We start from the raw sequence: 20,113 nt of genomic DNA on the forward strand, positions 1-20,113 counted from the left end.
GGTCAGCGGGGATGCCGGCGTCAGCCGACCTGACCGCCGCCGCGACGTGCCGCCGATCCCGACCGGCCGTCCATGGCGAGGAGCAGATCTTCCCGAGCACGGGCCACCCGGGAACGGATGGTCCCGACCGGGCAGTCACAGACCTCAGCGGCCTCGGCGTACGACAGGCCCAGCACCTGGGTGGCGACGAACGCCTCCCGCCGGTCGTCCGGTAACGCCGCGATGAGCCGTTCCAGCACCACCTGGCGCTCGAAGCCACCCCTGGCGGCGTCAGCCGTGTCGTACCCGTCGGGCATCGGCACCGTCCGGGGGCGGGACATGGCGGCCCGGACGTGATCGACAGCCACCCGGCGGGCGATGGCGAGCAGCCACGTCCGCGCGGAGGATCGCCCGGCGAACGACGGCAGCGACCGCACCGCCCGCAGGAACGTCTCCTGCGCCAGGTCGTCCGCCTCGGAGGGAGCGGTCAGCGCCGCGAGGAACCGCCGCACCTGCGGCTGGGTCGCCTGAACGAACCGGGCGGCGGCGGCGCGGTCACCCCGAGCGGCAGCCAGCGCCCACGCGGTGATTTCCGCCTCGACGTCCGCCATCTCCACCTCCGGTCACGCCGCCGGGCCACGGCCACAGTACGACGAACTGTAGTAACAGGTTGGCAGCGTATCCCATCCGCCTCAGCGGCAGAGTAGGAAGTTTCGTACCGCCCGCCGACCCGATGAGTCGATCGTGGCAGAACTTTTGGCCATCCGTATAAAAGGTTATCGAAGTATTGATCGAAGCTCGACCGTCGTGAGAATGCGATGATGCCTCTCCCCCCGGCTCCTGGGCGCCTCGGCTCAGGCCTGCTCGCGCTCGTCCTCAGCTCGGCGGTCGCGGTCCTCGCGTCCGCCCCACCGGCCGCGGCTCACGGCACCCTGGCGACGTCCGCTCCGGCGGACGGCTCGACGGTGAGCCAGCCGCTCACGGCCGTGGAGCTGTACTTCACCGAGCAGGTCGCCGGCAACGCGTACTTCACCGTCACGGCGCCCGGGGGCGTTCGGGTCGACGGCGGCTGGACCCACGGGGAGCCGAAACCGCTGGACCAGCCGGTACGGGAGTACTTCCTGGTCGACGGGAAGTTCGAGCCGCGCGAGTACGCGACGGGGTTCCCCGCCGTGGTGCGGATCGCGCACCTGCCGGCAACCGGGCAGTACTCGGTGAGTTACCTGACGGTGGCCTCGGACGGCGACCCGGTGCGCGGCGCGACGACCTTCCGCTACACCGGGCCGACGAAGCCGGCGCCGCAGGGGTGGCGGCCGCCGACCGACCAGCCCGACCCGACGTTGCTCGCGGCCGCCGAGCAGCACTCGGCGCCCGGACCGGGTCCAGCGACGATCTCGGGAAGCCCGTCGGCCGCACCGGCCGCGTCGTCGCCCCCGGCGGCCGCCTCCGCCCCGGTCGCCGACGACGAGGGTGGCCTCGGTTGGGTGGTGTGCACCGGACTGGCGGTGGTGGTCACGGCGGTGGCCGGCCTCGTGGTCCGCCGTCGCCACCCCGCCGGCGGTGCCTCGGGCCGGAACCGCGCGTCGGGCCGGAGCCGCGCGTCGGGGGTGGCCGTCGACCGCCGGGGCACCGGCACCGGTTCCCGCGCAAGGGGTGGCCCGATCCGCCGGGACGACGGCGCCGGGACGCTCCGGCCCGAACTCAGCAACCCGCGTCTCGCGTTGCTCGTCGGTGGGCTGGTGGTGACCCTGCTGACCGGCTTCGGTCTGGGGCGGATCGGCGCGGGCGATCAGCGGACCACCAGCGGTGCACAGATTCCCACCACCCGCCCCGGCGAGCCCGTCGCCGCGGGGCAGGCGATGTCGACGGTGGACGGACACCAGCACGCGGCGGGCACCGGACCGCACGAGCACCCCGGTGACGGCGACACGAGCCGGACGCAGGCGGCCGGCACCACGGTCAGCGCCGGCGGGTACACCCTGCGACCGGTGGAGCGGTCCCAGCCGGCGGGCGTCACCGTGGACTACCGCTTCCGGATCATCGGGACCGACCGGCGGGCGGCCACCGGCTTCGCGGTCGTGCACGAGAAGACGTTGCACCTGATCGTGGTCGGTCGCGACCTGGCCGGTTACCAGCACCTGCATCCCACGATGGCGTCCGACGGCACCTGGAGCGTCCCGTTGAAGCTGTCCCGGCCCGGCGGCTACCGGATCTACGCCGACTTCTCCGTGACCACCCCCGGCGGCAGCCAGCTACCGCTCGTGCTCGGCGTCGACCACCTGGTGCCGGGAGCACACTCCCCGACCGCGCTGCCCCCGCCGCACCCCGCGGCGACCGCCGGGCCGTACACGGTGTCGATGGACGGGGCACCGGCGGTGGGCATGATGTCCCCCACCTCGTTCCGTATCGACCGCTCCGGCACCCCCGCCCAGGTCGAGCGCTACCTGGGCGCGTACGGGCACCTGGTCGTCGTCCGCGAGGGCGACCTGGGCTACGTACACGTCCACCCGGAGGCGGAACTGGTCGACGGGGCGGTCAAGTTCTGGCTGACCCCGCCGAGCCCCGGCCGCTACCGGGCGTTCTTCGACTTCCAGGTCGACGGGGCGGTGCACACGGCCGAGTACACGATCGATGTGCGCTGAGCACCGCCCCGCCCGCCCACCGTCAGCGCGTGGCGGCGACGACCCGGCGTACCTCGTCGCCGTCGGTGGCCTCACGCCCGTCGAGCAGCACCGGTGCCCGCAGGTGCACCTCCTGCGCCCCGGTCTCCGCGAGCACCTGCCGGACGTTGTGCGACCGGATACCGCCGCCGGCGATCACCCGCAACCGGTCGCCGGCCCGTTGCCGAAGGGCAGCGATGCGCGCGGCGCCGGCCAGCGCGGTGGGCGCCGCGCCCGAGGTGAGCACCGCGTCCGCCCCGAGGTCGATGATCTCGTCGATGGCCCGCAACTGGTCGTCGACCTCGTCGAAGGCCTTATGCACGGTCACCGGCAGCGGGCCGGCCGCCTCGATCAGCCGGCGTAGCACGGCCAGGTCGAGGCCACCGTCGTCGGCCACGGCGCCGACCACCACCCCGACTGCGAGACCGTGTGGATTGGGCAGCCCGCGGATGGCCTCGATGTCGGCGAGCATGACCTGCTCCTCGACCTCGCTCACCCGGAAGTCGCCACCGCGGGGACGGACCATCACCCGCACCCCCACCCTGCGCAATGTCCGCAGCGCGACCCCGACCGTTCCGAGGCTGGGTGTGGTGCCGCCCTGGCCGAGGTCGGCGCAGAGCTCCAGCCGGTCGGCCCCGGCCGCCTCGGCCACCAGAGCGGTCGGCACGTCACTCACGCAGATCTCGACAGTGGTCACGCCGCGGCCCCCGTCCCCGCGGACGCCGCGGTCGACTCCGGACGCAACGGGAAGTGGCAGGCCACCTGGTGCCGGTCGCCGGCCAGCGGCGGCTCCGTCTCGCAGATCTCCTGGGCCAGCGGGCAGCGGGTCCGGAACCGGCACCCGGTGGGCGGGTTCATCGCACTGGGCAGCTCACCCCGGATGGTGATGCCGTCACGGGCCGCCGCGGTGTTCGGGGTGATGGACGGGACGGCGTCGATGAGCGCCTGCGTGTACGGATGCCGGGCGGCCCGGACCACCTCGCGGGCGGGTCCGATCTCGACGAGCTTGCCGAGGTACATGACGCCGATCCGGTCGGCCATGTAGTCGACCACCGACAGATCATGGCTGATGAACACGTACGCCAGGCCCAGTTCGTGCTGCAGGTCCTTCATGAGGTTGAGGACCTGCGCCTGGATCGACACGTCCAGCGCGCTGACCGGCTCGTCGCCGACGATCAGCCGGGGTTGCAGGGCCAGCGACCGGGCCAGCCCGATGCGCTGCAACTGGCCGCCGGAGAACTCGTGCGGGTAGCGCTCCAGCACCCGCCGGGAGAGTCCCACCTGGTCGAGCAGGCTCGCGATCCGCGCCCGCCGCGCCGCCCCGTCGCCCACCTTCTGGATCTCGAGCGGTTCGGCGAGGATGGCGTCGACGCGCATCCGCGGGTTCATCGCGGCGTAGCTGTCCTGGAACATCAGTTGGACCCGCCGGTGCATCCGGCGGCGCTCGCGCCCGGCCAGGCCGGCGATGTCGGTGCCGTCCAGCACGATCTGCCCGGCGGTGGGCCGTTCCAGCCCGACGGCCAGCCGCCCGACGGTGGACTTGCCGCAGCCGGACTCGCCGACCAACCCGAAGGTCTCCCCCGGCGCGACCTCGAACGAGACGTCCGCGACGGCGCTCACCTGCCCGGCGTCCCGGCGCAGGAACCCACGACCGTGCGCGGCGTAGTCCTTGACGAGCGAGCGCACCGACAGGACCGGCGTCGCCGCCGGCCCGTCCGGTCCGGTCGGCGGGGCCGCCGGTTCCGGCGCCGGCTCGGCCTCGATCCGGACCGGGGCCGGCAGGGTGACCGCGCCGGCGGAGGCCGCGGGCACCGGGTGCAGGCAGGCGTGCTGGTGCGCGCCGGGTGAGAGGGTGACCTCGGTGGTCCGGCACTCGTCGGTGACGTGCCGGCAGCGGGGCGCGAACCGGCAGCCGGTCAGCGGTCGGGACAGGTCCGGCGGCAGCCCGGGGATGCTGTAGAGCCGGGCGTGTTCACCGGCCTCCCGGATGGCCGACTCGGGCAGCGCCTCCATCAGCGCCTCGGTGTAGCGGTGCCGAGGTGAGCGGAACAGCTCTCCGGTCGCCGCGGTCTCCACCACCCGTCCGGCGTACATGACGGCGACCCGGTCGGCACGGCCGGCGATCACGCCCAGGTCGTGGGTGACCAGGATGACCGCCATCCCGAACTCTTCGCGCAGATCGTCGATGAGTTCGAGGATCTGCCGCTGCGTGGTGACGTCGAGCGCGGTGGTCGGCTCGTCGGCGATGAGCAGGCGCGGGGAGCAGACCAGCGCCATCGCGATGGCGACGCGCTGCCGCATCCCGCCGGACAGCTCGTGCGGGTAGTTGTCGACGATCCGGTCCGGGCGTGGCATTCCCACCCGGCGCAGGATCTCGATGGCCCGCTCGCGGGCCTCCGCCTTGCCGACCCTCTCGTGCACCCGGAGCGGTTCGGCGACCTGGACCCCGATCCGCATGGTCGGGTTGAGTGAGGTGAGCGGGTCCTGGAAGACCATGCCCATCCGGACCCCACGGATCCGGCGTACCTCGTCGGCTGCCAACGACCGCAGGTCCCGGCCCTCGAAGAGGATCTGTCCCCCGGTCACCCGGCCGCCCTGAGGCAGCAAGCCCATGATCGACAGTGCGGTCATCGTCTTGCCACTGCCCGACTCGCCCACCACGCCGAGGGTCTCCCCCGGCATGACCTCGAAGCTGACCCCGTCGAGGGCGTGCACCGTGCCGCGGCGCAGCGCGATGTCCGTGTCGAGGTCACGCAGTTCCAGCAGGGGCCGTACCCCCACCCTGTCCCGGTCCGCCGAGGAGTTCCGGACGATCGGTTCGGTCGATTCGCTCATTTCGTGCTCCTGCTAGCGTCGCCGGAGGCGGACCTCGAAGGCGTCCCTGAGCCCGTCGCCGATGAAGTTGAAGGCGAGGACGATGAGGATGATGGCGATTCCGGGCGGGTACAGCAGCCACCAGTGGCCGCTGTAGGTGTCCGCGAGCCCGTCGGAGAGCATCCCGCCCCAGTTCGCCGCCGGCGGGGGTACGCCGAGGCCGAGGAAGGACAGGTACGCGACGTAGAGGATCGCGTCGGCCACCTGGAAGGTTGCGTTGACGATCACCGTTCCGATGGCGTTGGGCACGATGTGCCGGCGCACCGCCCGGCCGCCCGTGCCCCCCATCCCCCGCATCGCCTGGACGTACTCGCGGGAGCGCAGGGTCAGCGCCTCACCCCGGACCAGCCGGGCCGGCCCCAGCCAGGCGAAGGCGCCGATGATGACGATGAGCATCGGCACACTCGGTGTGACGATGGCGGCGAGCAGCATGAACAGGAACAGCGACGGGATCGACATCATCGCGTCGACCACCCGCATCATCGCCGCGTCGGCCCATCCACCGACGAACCCGGCGACGGCTCCCCAGATCGTGCCCACGGCGGTGGCGAGGATCCCGGCCGCCAGCCCGACGATGATCGACGTCTGGCCGCCGAGCATCAGCCGGCCCAACTGGTCGTAGCCGACCCCGTCGGTGCCGAGGGGGTGCCCCTGCTCCCCGGGGGCCAGGTGCACGGCGCTGAGGTCGGTGTGCACCTGGTCGGTGTGGTAGAAGACCGGGCCGAGGAAACAGAGCCCGGCCAGCAGGATGAACAGGCCCAGGCCCACCAGGGCGAGCCGGTTCTCGCAGAAGACGACCAGCCCCTGCCGCCAGAGGCCGCGTACCGGGGCCTCGGACGCGTCGGCCGGTTCGGGGGCGGTGCCGGGGTGGGCCGCCTCGGAGAGTGTGGTCATGACGCCCTCCCGCGGAGTCGGACCCGGGGATCGACGGCGGCGTAGAGCAGGTCGGCGACGAGCGCGCCGACGACCGTCGCGATCGAGATGATGACGGTGACCCCGAGCAGGATCGGGAAGTCACGCTTCAGCGCCGCCTGCCAGAACAGCTGCCCCATGCCGGGGAAGTTGAACAGGGACTCGACGACGAGTGCCCCGCTGAACAGCGCGGGCAGGTACATGCCGAGCAGGGTGATGACCGGGAACAACCCGTTGCGCAGGGTGTGCCGCAGCACGACCCGCCGCTCGGAGAGGCCCTTGCTGCGGGCGGTGCGGACGTAGTTCTCGTTGAGGTTGTCGACCATCGTGGAGCGGACGTACCGCGAGTAGACCGCGATGGTGACGATGGCGAGGGTGATCGTGGGCAGGACCAGCCCGGCCGGGTCGGCGAGCACCTCCCCGACCGTGAAGCCCTGCGGCGCCTCGGGTGGCAGGACCGGCCACACCTGCGAGAAGAGGATGATCATCATGAGGCCCATGAAGAAGATGGGCGTGGCGTACGCCAGCAGCGACAGCGAGGTGATGGCGTAGTCGGGCCAGCGGTTGCGGCGTACGGCCTGGATGACCCCGAGCGGGATCGCGAGCACGATGGCGAGCAGGGTCGACAGCAGCGACAGCACCATGGTCTTCGGCAGCCGCTGGGTGATCGCCTCGACGACCGACTGGTTCAGCTGGTACGAGTAGCCGAGGTCGCCGTGCAGCAGGCGCTGCACGTACATGAGGTACTGCTGGATCCAGGGCCGGTCGTAGCCCATCTCGTGGTTGAACGCCGCCAACTGCTCCAGCGTCGCCTCTTTGCCGAGGGTGGCTCGCGCCGCGCCTCCGGGCAACAGGTGCAGGATGAGGAACGCGATCACCGTGACGAGCACGACGACGACGAGGGCCTGGCCCAGGCGCGTGATGAGGTACCGGACCACCTGGTCGGTTCCTCCTCCCCGGTTGGGGCCCCGGCGGCGCGGTGTGCGCCGCCGGGGCCGGGACGATCAGTGATCGGTCACTTCCAGGACCAGTCCTGGAAGTACATGAGGTTCATCGGGTCCTGCGGCTCGACGCCCTGCAGGCCGGACCGGTACGCCGAGTTCTGGTAGACCGGGTTCGGCATCCAGAGCACCGGCAGGTCCTTGGCGAGGAAGTCGTTGTACGCCTTGAGCGCGCTCTCGTCACCGGAGAACTGCGTGGCCTCGATGAGCCGGTCGGCTTCCGCGTTGCTGTAGCTGCCCAGGTTCACCGGCGCGCCGGTGGCGAAGAGCCGCTCACCGCTGGCGAAGGCCGGGTAGTACCAGCTGCCCTGCGAGCCGAAGAAGGACATGTCCCACGAGCAGGTCGCCTCGGTCGGCTTGCAGGCCGGGGTGACGGCGACCGAGTCGGGAACCTCCTTGATGTTCAGCTGGATGCCGAGCTTGGACATCTGCGACTTGATCTCGGCGAACATCTTGGTCGTGGCGGCGAAACCGGTCTGGCTGGTCACGGTGAGGTTCAGCGCGGTGCCGGCGGCGATGCCCTCGCCGCACTGGTTGGCCGCGGTGCCCGGGGTCTGGCAGGTGGTCTCCCCGTCCGGGGTCACCTTCCAGCCGTGGCTCTCCAGCAGCTCCTTGGCCTTGGCCGGGTCGAACGAGTACACGCAGCCGGCGGCGTCGGTGCCGTTGGTGCCCGGCTTGGCCGGCACCGGGCCACAGGTGGGCGCCGCCGTGCCGGACCAGATCACCTTGCTGATGGTCGGCTGGTCGATGAGCATCTGCATGGCCTGCCGCAGGTACGGCTGCTTGAACAGCGCCCCGGTCTTCGGGTTGTTGAAGTTCAGCTGCAGGTAGGTGACGGACCAGCCGTACCAGGGCGAGACCGTGTAGCCCTTGGACTTGAGGTAGCTCTCCTGGGAGACGTTGGCCGCCGGGATGTACCCGTAGTCGACGTCCCCGGCGCGCAGCACGTTGAACTCGGCGTCGTCGCTGGTGAACGGCCGCAGCACGACCTTGGCCAGCTTCGGCTTGTCCTCGCCCGAGTACTTCGGCTGGGCGGCGAGGGTGACCTCACCGTTCGGGACGTACTTCGCGAGCTGCCACGGGCCGCTGTTGACCTTCCACAGCTCGTTGGAGTCGTACGTCTTCAGGTCCTTCGACGCCGCGGTGAGGAAGTCGAAGACCTTCTTGGCGCCCTCCGGCTTGCTGGCCAGGTCACTCACGGCCGCGGTCGCGGAGTCCTTGTCCCAGGCGTGCTGGGGCAGGGGCGTGATCCGGTTGAGCTGGTTGTCGACGAACCACGCGGTGTTGTAGGCCTGCTTGGTGGTGATCGAGAAGGTCTTGTCGTCCTTGATCGACCACTGCGCGATGTTGTCGGGGAAGCCGCCGGGCCGGTAGGACGCCCACTTGTCCTTGTTCGCGCTGACCAGGTCGTACCAGAACTGGATGTCCTTGGTGGTGACGGGCTCGCCGTCGGACCAGGTGTTGTCCTTGAGCGTGATGGTCAGCGTCTTACCGCCGTCGCTGACCACCGGCGGCTCGGCCATCGACCGCTTCGGGTCGATGTTGTACTGCGCCGTGCCGTCCAACTTGTACTGGTACAGCGACCGGTACAGCGCCTGGCCGAAGATGGCGTTCTCACCCTGGGTGAAGCCTGGCGCCGAGACCGGCAGGATCCAGTTGGGCGTGCGGAAGGCGACGGTCACGGTGTCCTTGCCCTGGCTACCGCCGTCCTTCGACGAGCCGCCGCCGCAGGCGACCAGGCCCGCCCCGAGGGCGAGCGCGCCCGCTAGCGCCACCGCGCCACGGAGGGCGCGCCCGGGAAATCTGCTCCTCATGAGTCTCCTCGATTGATGTGCACGTGCCCCGCGTCTCCGGGCGCTGGCGGCGTTGCCACAGGTACAGCCGCCTTGTGCCGCTGCTCGACGATCAACGCGGAGAATCTATCCACGCCGAAGTGCTGAGTCAACGAAAAATTCCCTCTTTATTCGCGAACTTTGGCCACGGTATGATCGAAGTCGGCGAGGCATCGAAAGATGCTCTCCGCGCGGACTCCGGAGCGCGACCTTGCTTTGGCACTGCGACACACTGAGGCTGCGGCGCCGGAGTACCGCCCGAACGAGGAGAGACATCTTGGAACCATCGATCTCCGCCACCTTGCGGGATCAGACCCTCGATCTGCTGGCCAGCGGCGCCGCCAGCTCGCGGGCGGACCTCGTCGAGGCGCTGCAGGTCGCTCCCTCGACCGTCACCACCGTGGTGCGTCGGCTGCTCGAGGAGGGCGTGATCCTGGAGGAGGGCGTGGGACGGTCAACCGGCGGACGCCGTCCCCGGATCCTGCGGCTGCGGGACACCGACGGGTTCTTCGCCGTCGCGGAACTGGGCGGCAGGCACGCCCGGGTGGGGTTGTGCGCACCCGGCGGCGGGCTCCGCGCAACCGAGGAGGTGGCGATCGACATCGCCGCCGGGCCCGCGGAGGTCTTCGACGTCGTCGCGACGAGCCTCGCGCGGCTGCAGACGGCGGCCGCGCCCGGCCAGCCGATGCTCGGGCTCGGCGTCGCCCTACCGGGCCCGGTCGAGTTCCCCCACGGGCGGCTGATCGGTCCGGCCCGGATGCCCGGTTGGAGCGGCCTCGACGCGAGGGCCGACCTGACCGCGCGCTTCCAGGTGCCGGTGCTGGTCGACAACGACGCCAAGGCGGCGGCCATCGGCGAGTACGTCACCCGCGGCCGCGAGTCCGCCGACATGATCTACGTCAAGGCGGGCACCGGCATCGGCGCCTGCCTGGTCAGTGGCGGGCAGATCTACCGCGGCGGTCGTGGCCTCAGCGGCGACGTCACCCACGTACGCGTTGCGGACAGCGGCGAGCGGCACTGCTCCTGCGGCAGCAGGGGCTGCCTGGAAACCGTCGCCAGCGGCGCCGCCCTGGCCCGCGAGTTGGCCGAGCAGGGTTCGTCGGCGACCACTGTCCGTGAGATCGTGACGGCCGTCGGCGACGCCGACCCCACCGTGGTGACCATGGTGCGCCACGCCGGTGGGCTGCTCGGGGTGGCTCTCTCCGGCCTGGTCAACTTCCTCAACCCCGACAGCGTCGTCATCGGCGGCGCCCTGTCCAGCCTCGACGTCTACGTGGCCGCGACCCGCGGAATGCTCTACGAGCGCTGCCTACCGTCCATGACCCAGTCCCTGACCATCGAAGCCAGCGTCGCGGGCCCGGATGCGGCCCTGGTCGGCCTCGGGCACCTGCTGCGCACGACGGCCGACGTACGACCCTCCTGAGGAGCCACCACCCGTGCCACGTCCCCTTCGCGTCGCCATCGGCGGCATCCACATCGAGTCCAGCACCTTCTCGCCCCACCTGAGCACCGCCGACGACTTCGAGGTCACCCGGGGCGATGCGCTGCTGGCGCGATACGACTGGCTCTCCCCCGCCCAGCCCTGGGCCGTCGACGTCGAGTGGATCCCGCTCGTACACGCCCGTGCGCTGCCGGGCGGGGCGGTGGACGCACCGACGTACCAGGCCTGGGCCACGGAGCTGGTGGAGAAGCTGACCGCGGCCGGCCCGCTGGACGGCATGCTGCTGGACTTCCACGGTGCGATGAGCGTCGTCGGACTCGACGACGCGGAGGGCGACCTGGTCACCGCCATCCGCTCGACCATCGGGCCGGAGCCGTTCATCTCCGCGGCGATGGACCTGCACGGCAACGTCTCGAAGGTGCTCTTCGACGCCTGCGACCTGCTCACCTGCTACCGCACCGCCCCGCACGTCGACGTGTGGGAGACCCGTGAACGCGCCGCCCGCAACCTGGTCGAGGCGCTGCGCCGGCAGCAGCGCCCGCACAAGGCGCTGGTCCACGTGCCGATCCTGCTGCCCGGCGAGATGACCAGCACCCGCGAGGAGCCGGCCCGGGGCCTGTACGCGAGGATCCCCGAGATCGAGGCCCGCGACGGCATCGTGGACGCGGCGATCTGGATCGGGTTCGCCTGGGCCGACCAGCCACGCTGCCAGGGCGCGGTCGTGGTCACCGGCACCGACGCCACCGCCGCCGCCGACGCGGCCCGTGAGCTCGGCGGTCACTTCTGGGCGGCCCGTGAGGAGTTCGCCTTCGTCGCCCCCACCGGCACGATGGACGAGTGCCTCGACACCGCCCTGGCCGCGGTCGCCGACCCGGCCCGGCGACCGTTCTTCATCAGCGACTCGGGCGACAACCCCGGCGCCGGAGGCGCCGACGACGTCACCTTCGCCCTCGAACGGATGCTGGCCCGCCCCGAGATCCGCGACGGCTCGCGCCGGGCCGTGTTCGCCTCGCTGGTCGACCCCGAGGCGGTGGCCCAGATCGCCGACCAGCCGCTCGGCTCTCCGGTCCGGGTGACGGTCGGCGGGCGGATCGACTCCCGCGATCCGGGGCCGCTCCCGCTCGACGGGATCCTGGAGGCGGTGGCCGACGATCCCGACGGCGGACGCTGCGTCAGCGTGCGGGTCGGCGGCCTCAGCGTCTTCGTCACGTCCCGCCGGATGCAGTACCGGCTGCTCAGCTCGTACAGCCGGTTGGGGGTCGCGGTCGACACGGTGGACCTCGTCGTGGTGAAGATCGGCTATCTCGAGCCCGAGCTGTTCGACGCGGCCGGCGACTGGCTGCTGGCGCTGACACCGGGCGGCGTCGACCAGGACCTCGTGCGGCTGCCGTACCAGAACGTGGTGCGACCGATGTTCCCCCTGGACCGCGACTTCACCGCGGACCTCGCCGTGGTGACCGGGTGATCGCGTGACTCAGCCCGAAGACCGGTGCGTCCTCGCCGTCGACGTCGGCGGGACGACCATCAAGGGAGCCGTGGTCGACGAGGAGGGCCGGTTCCGGCATTCGCTGGTCGTTGCGTCACAGGCGGACGACGACCCGGTCAAGACCGTCCGGTCCCTGTGCTCCCGGTTGCGCGACGACGCGCTGGCCCTCGGCGTCACACCCGCCGCGATCGGTGTGGTCACGCCCGGCATCGTCGACGAGGTCGACGGAGTGGTGCGGTACGCCGCGAACCTCCGGTTCCGTGACGTGCCGCTGCGCGCCCTCATCGGCAGCGACCTCGGGCTGCCGGTCGCGGTCGGGCACGACGCGCGTGCGGCCGGCGTCGCCGAGGCGGTGGCCGGAGCGGCTCGCGGGCTCGACAACTTCCTCCTGCTACCGCTGGGCACCGGCATCGCCGCCGCCGTGGTGGTGCACGGCATGCCGGTGTCGGGTGCGACCGCCTCGGCCGGCGAGGTCGGACACATGCCGGTCTACCCGGGCGGCGAGCCGTGCAGTTGCGGGCAGCGGGGATGCCTGGAGGTGTACGCCTCCGCCGGCGGGCTGGCCCGCCGCTACGCCCGGCTCCGGGGAACGCCGGGCTCGGACAGCCGGGCCATCGCCGACGCGGTGGCCACCGATCCGGTGGCCCGCACGGTCTGGGACGACGCGACCCAGGCGCTGGGGACCGCCCTCGCCACCCTCACCCTGACGCTCGACCCGGCCCGCATCGTCCTCGGAGGTGGGCTGGCCGACGCGGGCGCGCTCTTCTTCGACCCGGTACGCGACGCCCTGCGCGCGGCTCTCGCCTGGCGGAACCCGCCCCCGGTGCTGCGCTCCGCCTTCGGCGCGCAGGCCGCACAGGTCGGCGCCGCCGTCATGGCCCGACGGGAGGCGGGTCTGCCCGTGCCCGACGCCTGGGGCGCCCCCGAGCTCGTGCCTCCCGTCGGGTGACGGCGGATCAGCGGATCCGGGCCGCCGGCCGGTCAGCCACAGTTGCCCCAGCTGAACCGGCCGGCGCTCTGCCAGCTGGTGAAGTAGAGAACCTCACCGCTGTACATGACGCACTTGTCCCGGGCGGAGCGCTGGATCGCGGCGTAGTACTGGTAGTTCCCGGAGTCGTAGACCCAGGAACCGCCCTCCACCCGAACCCCGGCGGACACCCCGGTCTTCGAGCCGACGGCCACCGACTTGAGCGTGGCGACACAGTTGTACCCGGTGGCGCTGTTGTACATCAGGTAGACGTCGCCCACCTTGGTGCCGTCCGACGCGGTGATCGACCGATGGCCGTCACTGGCGTAGGCCCACGAACCACCGAAGTCGTTGTTGCACGCCTGCGCAGCGGTGAAGGGGTTCGTCGCGGCCTGCGCCGGTGAGGCCAGCGTCACCGCCGCGACGGTCGCGGAGAGAATCGAGATGGCCAGTCGTCGCACCGTTTTGCGCACTCAGTCCTCCAAGGAGTTCAGCGCGAAGATCGCGCGCTTGGGCCGCCATGATTCCACAATGGGCGGATATCCAGGGGGACCGGTCGGAGCGGCCCGGCCGCCGACGCACCGGCCACCTGTCGGTAATCCGTCGTTGTCTCCGGGGCGGGCCGCTCCGTAGCGTCGCGACTACCGATCGATGCCGCGTGGAAGGGGCTTCCTCGTGACCGAACTCGTCGCTCCGCAGCTCGTCGTGAACAGCAGGATGCTCTACTTCGGGTGGACGCCGGCCGACCCCGAGGCCGTGGCCGCCCTCGTGCCGGACGGGCTCAAGCCGGCCCCGAACCGTCAGGTCTTCATGAACCAGTACGTCGTCGACGATCCAGGCCAGACCTCCGGCTTCGGCGCCTACTCCCTGACCTACATCGGACCGGACCTGTCCGGACTCGACGCTCCCGACGGGATCACTCCCGGCCGATGGTGGACGCACTACTTCAACTCGAGTCCGGTCGTCCGCGCGTACGCCACCGCCCGCGGAGTGCCGGCCACCGCGGGGGCCACCACCATCGAGGTACAGGGCAGGCGGCTGGTCGCCACCACCGAGGCGGACGGCGTCCCCGTGATCAGGACGACGGCCCGTGTCGGCCGCACCGGCGACGCGGTCAACCGGGGACAGCTGCGCTACCTCACCCAGCTGGACGGCCGGTTCGTGAGCGGCAACTACCCGTTCGTGGCGGAACCCGTCGACCCCTTCGAGGTCGAGTCACTGGAGTTCCTCGAGCCCGACCACCCGGTGTACGCGCTGCGTCCGGCCGAGCCGCTGGAAGTCGTCTGGGGCTTCTACTCACCGCGCGCGTCGTTCGCCTACCCGGGCGGCGAGTCGGTCCTCGACTGAGCTGTCCCCCGACCAGGCCACGCCCGTGGCGCCGGCTCCGGCGCCACGGGCGGGCCTGTTTCAGCGGGTCGGAGGCGGGCCAGCCGATCTTCGCGCGGAAGCGGGCGGGGCGCCCGGTCACGCATCACCCGGCTGTGACCCCGGCCACGCATGGTAGTCACCACACCGTCCAGCGGCACCGACCCCGGTCCGCGCTACTGTCTCTAAATGCCGATCAAGGTATGACCGGTGGGAGGAAAAGGGCTAAATGAGCACGTCCATCATTGTCGGCGGAAGCAACGGACTGGGCCGGGTCATCGCGCAGCACTTCGCGGACCGCGGCGACACCGTCATCATCACCAGCCGGGACAAGGCACGAGCCGAGGCCGTGGCCGCGGAGATCGGCGGAACCACCCGCGGGCTGGCCGCCGACCTCTCCCAGCCGGGCAGCATCGCCGCCGCGTTCGCTGACGTCACGGAGGTCGACAACCTGGTCATCACCGCGACGAGCCAGACGCCGAACACCCTGGCCGAGTTCGACCTGGACGCGGCCGTCACCGCGCTGACCATCAAGCTGGTCGGCTACGCCGAGACGGTACGGGTCCTGCGCGACCGGTTCCGCCCCGGCGCCTCGGTGGTGCTCTTCGGCGGGGTCGCCAAGGACCGTCCGTACCCCGGGTCCACCATGGTCACGACCCACAACGCCGGCCTCAGCGGGCTGGTCAAGACGCTGGCCGTCGAGATCGCCCCGCACCGGGTCAACGCCCTGCACTCCGGAATCGTCGGCGACAGCCCGAAGTGGCGTGACATGCCCAACCACCCGCACCTCGCCCGGACCCCGATCGGGCGGCTGGTGACGATGGCGGAGATCGTCGACGCGACCGACTTCCTGCTGCGCAACGGCGGCATCAACGCCCAGGAACTGACCGTCGAGGGCGGCGTGCTGGCCAACTGACCCCCGACCGGCACAGCGGTGGGCAGGGCGGCCCGGCGAGAGCATCGTGCGTACCCGGGGAACCCGGGGTACGGGTCGCCCGGCCCGGCCGTGCGGCGGCCACCGGGGCTGCGCCGTGGCCCGTCTGACGGGTAGGGTCGCGGTGCCTCCCATGTGGACGCCGCTGGGCGACAGGTCGCACAGGGCCCGGCGGCAGGTCGCGGAGGCGAAGCCCGATGAACCGTGCGCTACCTACGGAAGGGGCCGGCATGGTTGGTGCGAGCGACGGCGGGACGAGGTCGGCGACCGCGGCCAGGATCTACGACTACTACCTCGGCGGCACGCACAACTTCCCGGCCGACCGCGAAGCCGCCGAGGCGATGATGCGGGTGCTTCCGCTGGGGCCGCAGCTCGCCAGGACCAACCGGGCGTTCCTGGGACGTGCCGTGCGTTACCTCGCCGAGTCCGGCGTGCGGCAGTTCCTCGACATCGGCTCCGGTATCCCCACCGTGGGCAACGTCCACGAGATCGTTCAGCAGGTCGCCCCGGACGCCCGGGTGGTCTATGTGGACATCGACCCGGTGGCGGTGGCGGAGAGCCTGGACCTGCTCAAGGACAACCAGCTGGCCACCGCCATCAGGGGCGACCTCCGCGAGCCGGCCGCCATCCTCACGCACCCGCAGGTCACGGAGCTGCTCGACTTCGATCAGCCGGTCGGTCTGCTGTTGGCGGCGGTCCTGCACTTCGTGCCCGACGACGACGTCGCGTACCGCGCGGTGGACCAGCTCCGCGCGGCGCTCGCGCCGGGAAGTCACCTCGTCGCGTCGCACGCGACGACCGACGACGTGCGGCACGATCAGGACGAACTCGATGTCGCCCACGACATCTACCAGCACCGGACCGAGACCCCGCTCGGTTTGCGCTCGCGGTCGCGGTTCGAGCGGTTCTTCGCCGGCCTCGATCTCGTCGAACCGGGTCTGGTGTGGCTGCCGTTGTGGCGGCCTGCCCCTGACGACCCGCAGTACTTCACCGATGACCCCAGGCGTAGTGCCGGCCTGGCGGCCGTCGGCCGGGTCCCCCGCCGGTAGTTCACGTGTGGCGCGCGGCGGAGCCCACGGGCCGCCGCGGCCGCCTCTGCTCTCTGCTCGCCAGGCCCTTCGTCAGGGGCCGAAGGTGAAGACGTACGCGCGGGAGCCGGGTTGGTCGGCGACGACCGTCAGCAGGTGATCGTCGCGTGATGCGTCGGCGACGAGCCGGACCATGCGTGGTCGGTCGACCCGGGCCGCCCCGTCGACGTCGACGTCGGCGCCGCGCCGGTCACCGATCGGTTGCCCGTTCAGCAGCACCCGCAGGGTGGCCGGCCCGGAGGGCCCCGGCTCGACGACGAGGTTCACCTCGCCGGCGTTGAAGGGCAGGGCGATCTCGCCTGTGCCGCTCGCCAGTTCGACGTAGTCGCCACCGTCGCGCCAGTTTCCGGTCAGGTTGAAGGCGCCCGGCAGCCGCCGGTCCACGCCGAGGTACGTCTCCTCCGTCACGTCGGCGTACGAGGGCTGCTCGGCCGCGGCGAAGGTCGCCGCTTCGGGGGTCACCGACGGCAGCTCGATATCGGGCTCCCGGTCCACGAGAAGCTGCCGGAGCACCGCCTCGGTACGGTCGTACTCGCCCTCGCCGATCCACCGGGCGGCGCGTTTCCCGTCCGCGTCGAAGAGATACCGTGCCGGCCAGGCGATGTTGTCGAGGCCGTCCCAGACCCGGAAGTCGTTGTCGAGCGCGATCGGATAGGTGAGCTGGTGCTCCCGGATGCCCCGGTCGATGTTCGGGGCGTGCTTGCCGAATTCGAACTCCGGCGCGTGCAGGCCGATGACGGTCAGGCCCCGGTCGGCGTACTCCCGGTGCCACGCCTTGACGTAGGGCGCGGTGCGGATCCAGTTGATGCAGGTGAACTCCCAGACGTCCATCAGGACCACCCGGCCACGAAGCGCGTCGAGGGTCAGCGGCGGTGAGTTCACCCAACGCTGGACGTCGAGCGCGGGGATCCGCATGGTCACGGCGAGATCCTCAACCGGCGGCCTGCCCACCCCGGTACAGGGCCAGGAAGGTCGTCAGTGCCGCGAGCAGTTCCTCGGGCGGCTGTTCGGCGAGCCAGTGCCTTGCGCCGGTGTCCACGAACCGGCCGGTGAACCTGTTCAGTGAACCCGGCCGGCGACTGCGGGGCATGCGAAACGGAGCCAGGACCCTCCGCGACGGGGTACCGCGCCGAAGACGATCTCACGACGATCAGCCTAACCGGGTGCGGGGGCGTACGAGCCGAAACGTGGCGTCCCGGCCGTCACCACCGGCGATCCCGGCTCCGGCCCGTCGCCGGAGGACCGTGCTGACATGAGGACACCGGCAGTTGGCGGCCGGAGCCACCGCGTCGCCGTGATCATTTGGCCGCGTCCGACGCCGGGCCAGGACCGGTGTGGTGCCGGCAGGCCGCGACACCACACCGGAGCCCGATCGAACGCTGTGCACGGCTGTTGCCGCAGTTCCCGTCCTCGCGCCGGGCGGAACTGCGGGCGCTACTCGAGCGGGGGCAGGTTCGACGGTGGAAGGTCCGGCCCGAGGTCCGGAGCGGTCTCGGTCGACACGATCCGCCTGGGTGGCCACTTGACGCCGCGCGGCGGCCAGGACTGCCGGGTCCGCTCGAGGAACCACTTCGGCGGCTCGTACAGCGGCAACTGGTAGTCGTCCGGCAGCATGCTCTTCCACTTGATCTTGGACGTGCGCCGGTCGAACTCCTCCTTCATCTCGGCCAGGATGGTCGGCTGGGTGAGCAGGTCGACGGTGGTCGCCGCAAGGTACTTGGCGGCGGCCACCATCGCGACGTGCCCCGAATTCGCGGCGGCGGTGGCGGTGTGGTGCCACGAGTGGTTCTTCGTGCCCCCCGGCTGGTGCGCGGTGCCCATGGAGATCGTGGGCACCTGCCAGCTGATGTCGGCGACATCGGTCGAGCCGCCGCCCATGAAGACCGGTGCCGGAGGTCTGAGCTCACTGATCGTGCTCGAGAATCCGGTCTCGGTCGAGCCGTTCGACCTCTGCAGCGCCTTACCGAAGCGCTGGTCGGCCTCGGAGAACGTCGGCGCGCCGATCTGCGTCATGTTGGCGTACATCAGCTCGGCGCCACGCTTGTTGCCGAGTTTGTTCCATACCCCGCCCATGATGCGGTGCTCCACCCGGGTGCCGGTGGCCAGGGCGGCCGCCTCGGCACACCTGACGATCTTGTCCATCAAGATCTTGGAGCGGGCCGGGCTGCCCTCCCGGGCGTAGTACCAGATGCTGGACAGCGTCGGGAACACGTTCGGCGCCTGCCCTGCCTGCCGGATGGCGTGGTGCATCCGAGCGGTGTGCGCCAGGTCGCTCTCGCGAAGGAACTCGGTCAGCATCGCCATGGCCGTGACCGCGTCCTGCGTGGACCGAGTCTCCAGTGGGGAGCCACCGTGACCGTCCGTGCCGAGAAAGTGGAAGGCGACGCTGTACATCGCGTTGCCCGAGCCCCAGCTGGTGCTGTTGCCGCTGGCCGGATGCCAGTCGACGAAGGCGTCGAGCCCACGGTAGACCCCCGCCTTCACCGCGACCGACTTACCGACCAGCTGCTCCTCCGCCGTGGAGCCGAAGAACTTGATGGTGCCGTCGAGGTCGCGGGCCTTCATCGCCGCCGCCGTCGCCGCCGCGGCACCCGCGGCCGCGGCACCCAGCGCGCAGTGTCCGCAGCCGTGCCCGAAGCCGTACGTCGGCGCGTACGGATCGTGGTGGTAGACCAGCGGGTTGTGCTTCGGGTTGCCCTTCTCCTGCGACAGCCCGGGCAGCGCGTCGTACTCGCCGCTGAACCCGATCACCGGCTTGCCGGTGCCGTGGCTGAACGTGGCGACGAACGCGGTGGGCATACCACCCGCGCCCCACTCGATGGTGAAGCCGTTGGCGGCCAGGAACTGTGCCTCGGCCCACGACGAGTTCCACTCCGCCAGTGAGGGCTCCGCGTACTCCCAGATCCGATCGTTCAGGCCGGCGATGCGGTCCGTTTGGCGGTCGATCCAGGAGATGGCCGCATCCTTGGCCTGCGAGTCTGCGGCCAGGTTCGTCGGCGCCTCATAGTTGACGAGGTCGGACGGCATCGTCTTCGGGTCCAGTGCGAGGTCGGACGCGGCGGCCAGTGCCGGGTCCGCCGTAAGCACGGGGGCGACCGCCAGCCCGGCGCCAGCCATGCCGAGCAGACCCAGGAGGTCCCGACGGCTGTACCCGGACGAGTCGAGATGATCGGTTTCGCACATGGGCAACTCTCCTCGATTGAGAGCTGATCAACCGGCCACCGTTGACGGGTCATCGACAAGCCCAGGAACGACCAGCGATCCGGAGTCACCGGGTCGCGTAGGTAGGAGGGGCTGGGGAGAACGGAGGCATGACGATGAGCCGGCTGACCATTGGACGCGGCGGGCGTCCTCCGTCCCCACTGTCTGTGTACCTGAGAGCGTCACCGGCTCTCGCCGGGTTCCTCCTTCGGTGAGCGGCACACGCCGCTGCTCTCCAGTGGCGCCTCGGAGCTGCAGTACGGGGGCCTGTGAGTTTCCGGGGAGGTTGCTCCTTCGGCGCCTCCCTTGGCCAGGGGGAGGACTCTCCTACAGCTCCTCAAACGGCTTACTTGATCCAACGCAGAAGGCGGCT

The 20,113-nt window shown here is 71.1% G+C and carries 16 protein-coding genes and 1 riboswitch; of the genes, 7 read left to right on the top strand and 9 right to left on the bottom strand.

Annotation, left to right across the window (positions count from 1 at the left end):
- Positions 1-20: 20 nt before the first annotated feature.
- On the bottom strand, positions 21-590 hold the full coding sequence (locus tag AB0F98_RS12245) for a sigma-70 family RNA polymerase sigma factor (protein WP_357732969.1): 570 nt from the start codon (positions 588-590) through the stop codon (positions 21-23).
- Between the two features lie 210 nt (positions 591-800).
- Here AB0F98_RS12245 and AB0F98_RS12250 point away from each other — a divergent pair, with 210 nt between their 5' ends.
- Complete coding sequence (locus AB0F98_RS12250; protein ID WP_357732972.1) at positions 801-2,621, top strand: copper resistance protein CopC; 1,821 nt, start codon at positions 801-803, stop codon at positions 2,619-2,621.
- A gap of 22 nt (positions 2,622-2,643) precedes the next feature.
- On the opposite strand, the gene AB0F98_RS12255 is transcribed toward AB0F98_RS12250, so the two are convergent.
- The 5 genes from AB0F98_RS12255 to AB0F98_RS12275 all read right to left on the bottom strand — a co-directional run bounded on the left by AB0F98_RS12255 (position 2,644) and on the right by AB0F98_RS12275 (position 9,240).
- The gene (locus AB0F98_RS12255; RefSeq protein WP_357732975.1) at positions 2,644-3,336 is read right to left on the bottom strand and encodes a copper homeostasis protein CutC; all 693 of its coding nucleotides are present in this window, start codon (positions 3,334-3,336) and stop codon (positions 2,644-2,646) included.
- Complete coding sequence (locus AB0F98_RS12260) at positions 3,333-5,474, bottom strand: ABC transporter ATP-binding protein (RefSeq protein WP_357732978.1); 2,142 nt, start codon at positions 5,472-5,474, stop codon at positions 3,333-3,335. The genes AB0F98_RS12255 and AB0F98_RS12260 overlap by 4 nt, the downstream gene beginning before the upstream one ends.
- 12 nt (positions 5,475-5,486) lie before the next feature.
- Positions 5,487-6,407, bottom strand: coding sequence for an ABC transporter permease (locus tag AB0F98_RS12265; protein ID WP_076469665.1), 921 nt, complete (start codon positions 6,405-6,407; stop codon positions 5,487-5,489).
- Positions 6,404-7,363, bottom strand: coding sequence for an ABC transporter permease (locus tag AB0F98_RS12270; RefSeq protein ID WP_357732982.1), 960 nt, complete (start codon positions 7,361-7,363; stop codon positions 6,404-6,406). The genes AB0F98_RS12265 and AB0F98_RS12270 overlap by 4 nt, the downstream gene beginning before the upstream one ends.
- Before the next feature lie 77 nt (positions 7,364-7,440).
- Positions 7,441-9,240: a peptide ABC transporter substrate-binding protein gene (locus tag AB0F98_RS12275; RefSeq protein WP_357732985.1), complete on the bottom strand. Its 1,800-nt coding sequence runs from the start codon at positions 9,238-9,240 to the stop codon at positions 7,441-7,443.
- Positions 9,241-9,535: 295 nt separating this feature from the next.
- Here AB0F98_RS12275 and AB0F98_RS12280 point away from each other — a divergent pair, with 295 nt between their 5' ends.
- From AB0F98_RS12280 to AB0F98_RS12290, 3 genes are read left to right on the top strand one after another with little or no spacing between them, the layout of a single operon-like run.
- Positions 9,536-10,681: an ROK family transcriptional regulator gene (locus AB0F98_RS12280; RefSeq protein WP_357732988.1), complete on the top strand. Its 1,146-nt coding sequence runs from the start codon at positions 9,536-9,538 to the stop codon at positions 10,679-10,681.
- Between the two features lie 13 nt (positions 10,682-10,694).
- Positions 10,695-12,164, top strand: a complete 1,470-nt coding sequence (locus tag AB0F98_RS12285; RefSeq protein ID WP_357732990.1) for a M81 family metallopeptidase — start codon at positions 10,695-10,697, stop codon at positions 12,162-12,164.
- Positions 12,165-12,168: 4 nt separating this feature from the next.
- Positions 12,169-13,134: an ROK family protein gene (locus tag AB0F98_RS12290; RefSeq protein WP_357732993.1), complete on the top strand. Its 966-nt coding sequence runs from the start codon at positions 12,169-12,171 to the stop codon at positions 13,132-13,134.
- A 32-nt stretch (positions 13,135-13,166) separates the two neighbouring features.
- On the opposite strand, the gene AB0F98_RS12295 is transcribed toward AB0F98_RS12290, so the two are convergent.
- Positions 13,167-13,625: a hypothetical protein gene (locus AB0F98_RS12295; protein ID WP_357732996.1), complete on the bottom strand. Its 459-nt coding sequence runs from the start codon at positions 13,623-13,625 to the stop codon at positions 13,167-13,169.
- 202 nt (positions 13,626-13,827) lie between these two features.
- On the opposite strand from AB0F98_RS12295, the gene AB0F98_RS12300 reads away from it, so the two are divergent.
- The 3 genes from AB0F98_RS12300 (at position 13,828) to AB0F98_RS12310 (ending at position 16,500) form a co-directional block, all read left to right on the top strand.
- A complete protein-coding gene (locus AB0F98_RS12300) occupies positions 13,828-14,499 on the top strand; it encodes a hypothetical protein (protein WP_357732999.1) in 672 nt (223 codons plus the stop codon).
- 247 nt (positions 14,500-14,746) lie between these two features.
- The gene (locus AB0F98_RS12305) at positions 14,747-15,433 is read left to right on the top strand and encodes an SDR family oxidoreductase (protein WP_357733001.1); all 687 of its coding nucleotides are present in this window, start codon (positions 14,747-14,749) and stop codon (positions 15,431-15,433) included.
- Between the two features lie 248 nt (positions 15,434-15,681).
- Positions 15,682-16,500: an SAM-dependent methyltransferase gene (locus AB0F98_RS12310; RefSeq protein WP_357733004.1), complete on the top strand. Its 819-nt coding sequence runs from the start codon at positions 15,682-15,684 to the stop codon at positions 16,498-16,500.
- Between the two features lie 72 nt (positions 16,501-16,572).
- On the opposite strand, the gene AB0F98_RS12315 is transcribed toward AB0F98_RS12310, so the two are convergent.
- Positions 16,573-17,454 (bottom strand): redoxin, encoded by an 882-nt coding sequence (locus tag AB0F98_RS12315; protein WP_357733558.1) that lies wholly within the window; start codon positions 17,452-17,454, stop codon positions 16,573-16,575.
- 519 nt (positions 17,455-17,973) lie between these two features.
- Complete coding sequence (locus AB0F98_RS12320; protein WP_357733007.1) at positions 17,974-19,722, bottom strand: amidohydrolase; 1,749 nt, start codon at positions 19,720-19,722, stop codon at positions 17,974-17,976.
- Positions 19,723-19,891: 169 nt separating this feature from the next.
- Positions 19,892-19,989, bottom strand: a riboswitch (glycine riboswitch).
- Positions 19,990-20,113: the final 124 nt, after the last annotated feature.

Origin of the sequence: Micromonospora sp. NPDC023737, from assembly GCF_040639715.1 — a bacterium.
In the GTDB taxonomy this organism is placed as follows: domain Bacteria; phylum Actinomycetota; class Actinomycetes; order Mycobacteriales; family Micromonosporaceae; genus Micromonospora.

Coding starts and splice junctions, on each gene's coding strand:
- AB0F98_RS12245 (WP_357732969.1), bottom strand. CDS start 590: ATGGCGGACGTCGAGGCGGAAATCACCGCGTGGGCGCTGGCTGCCGCT.
- AB0F98_RS12250 (WP_357732972.1), top strand. CDS start 801: ATGCCTCTCCCCCCGGCTCCTGGGCGCCTCGGCTCAGGCCTGCTCGCG.
- AB0F98_RS12260 (WP_357732978.1), bottom strand. CDS start 5,474: ATGAGCGAATCGACCGAACCGATCGTCCGGAACTCCTCGGCGGACCGG.
- AB0F98_RS12265 (WP_076469665.1), bottom strand. CDS start 6,407: ATGACCACACTCTCCGAGGCGGCCCACCCCGGCACCGCCCCCGAACCG.
- AB0F98_RS12275 (WP_357732985.1), bottom strand. CDS start 9,240: ATGAGGAGCAGATTTCCCGGGCGCGCCCTCCGTGGCGCGGTGGCGCTA.
- AB0F98_RS12305 (WP_357733001.1), top strand. CDS start 14,747: ATGAGCACGTCCATCATTGTCGGCGGAAGCAACGGACTGGGCCGGGTC.
- AB0F98_RS12310 (WP_357733004.1), top strand. CDS start 15,682: ATGGTTGGTGCGAGCGACGGCGGGACGAGGTCGGCGACCGCGGCCAGG.
- AB0F98_RS12315 (WP_357733558.1), bottom strand. CDS start 17,454: ATGCGGATCCCCGCGCTCGACGTCCAGCGTTGGGTGAACTCACCGCCG.
- AB0F98_RS12320 (WP_357733007.1), bottom strand. CDS start 19,722: ATGTGCGAAACCGATCATCTCGACTCGTCCGGGTACAGCCGTCGGGAC.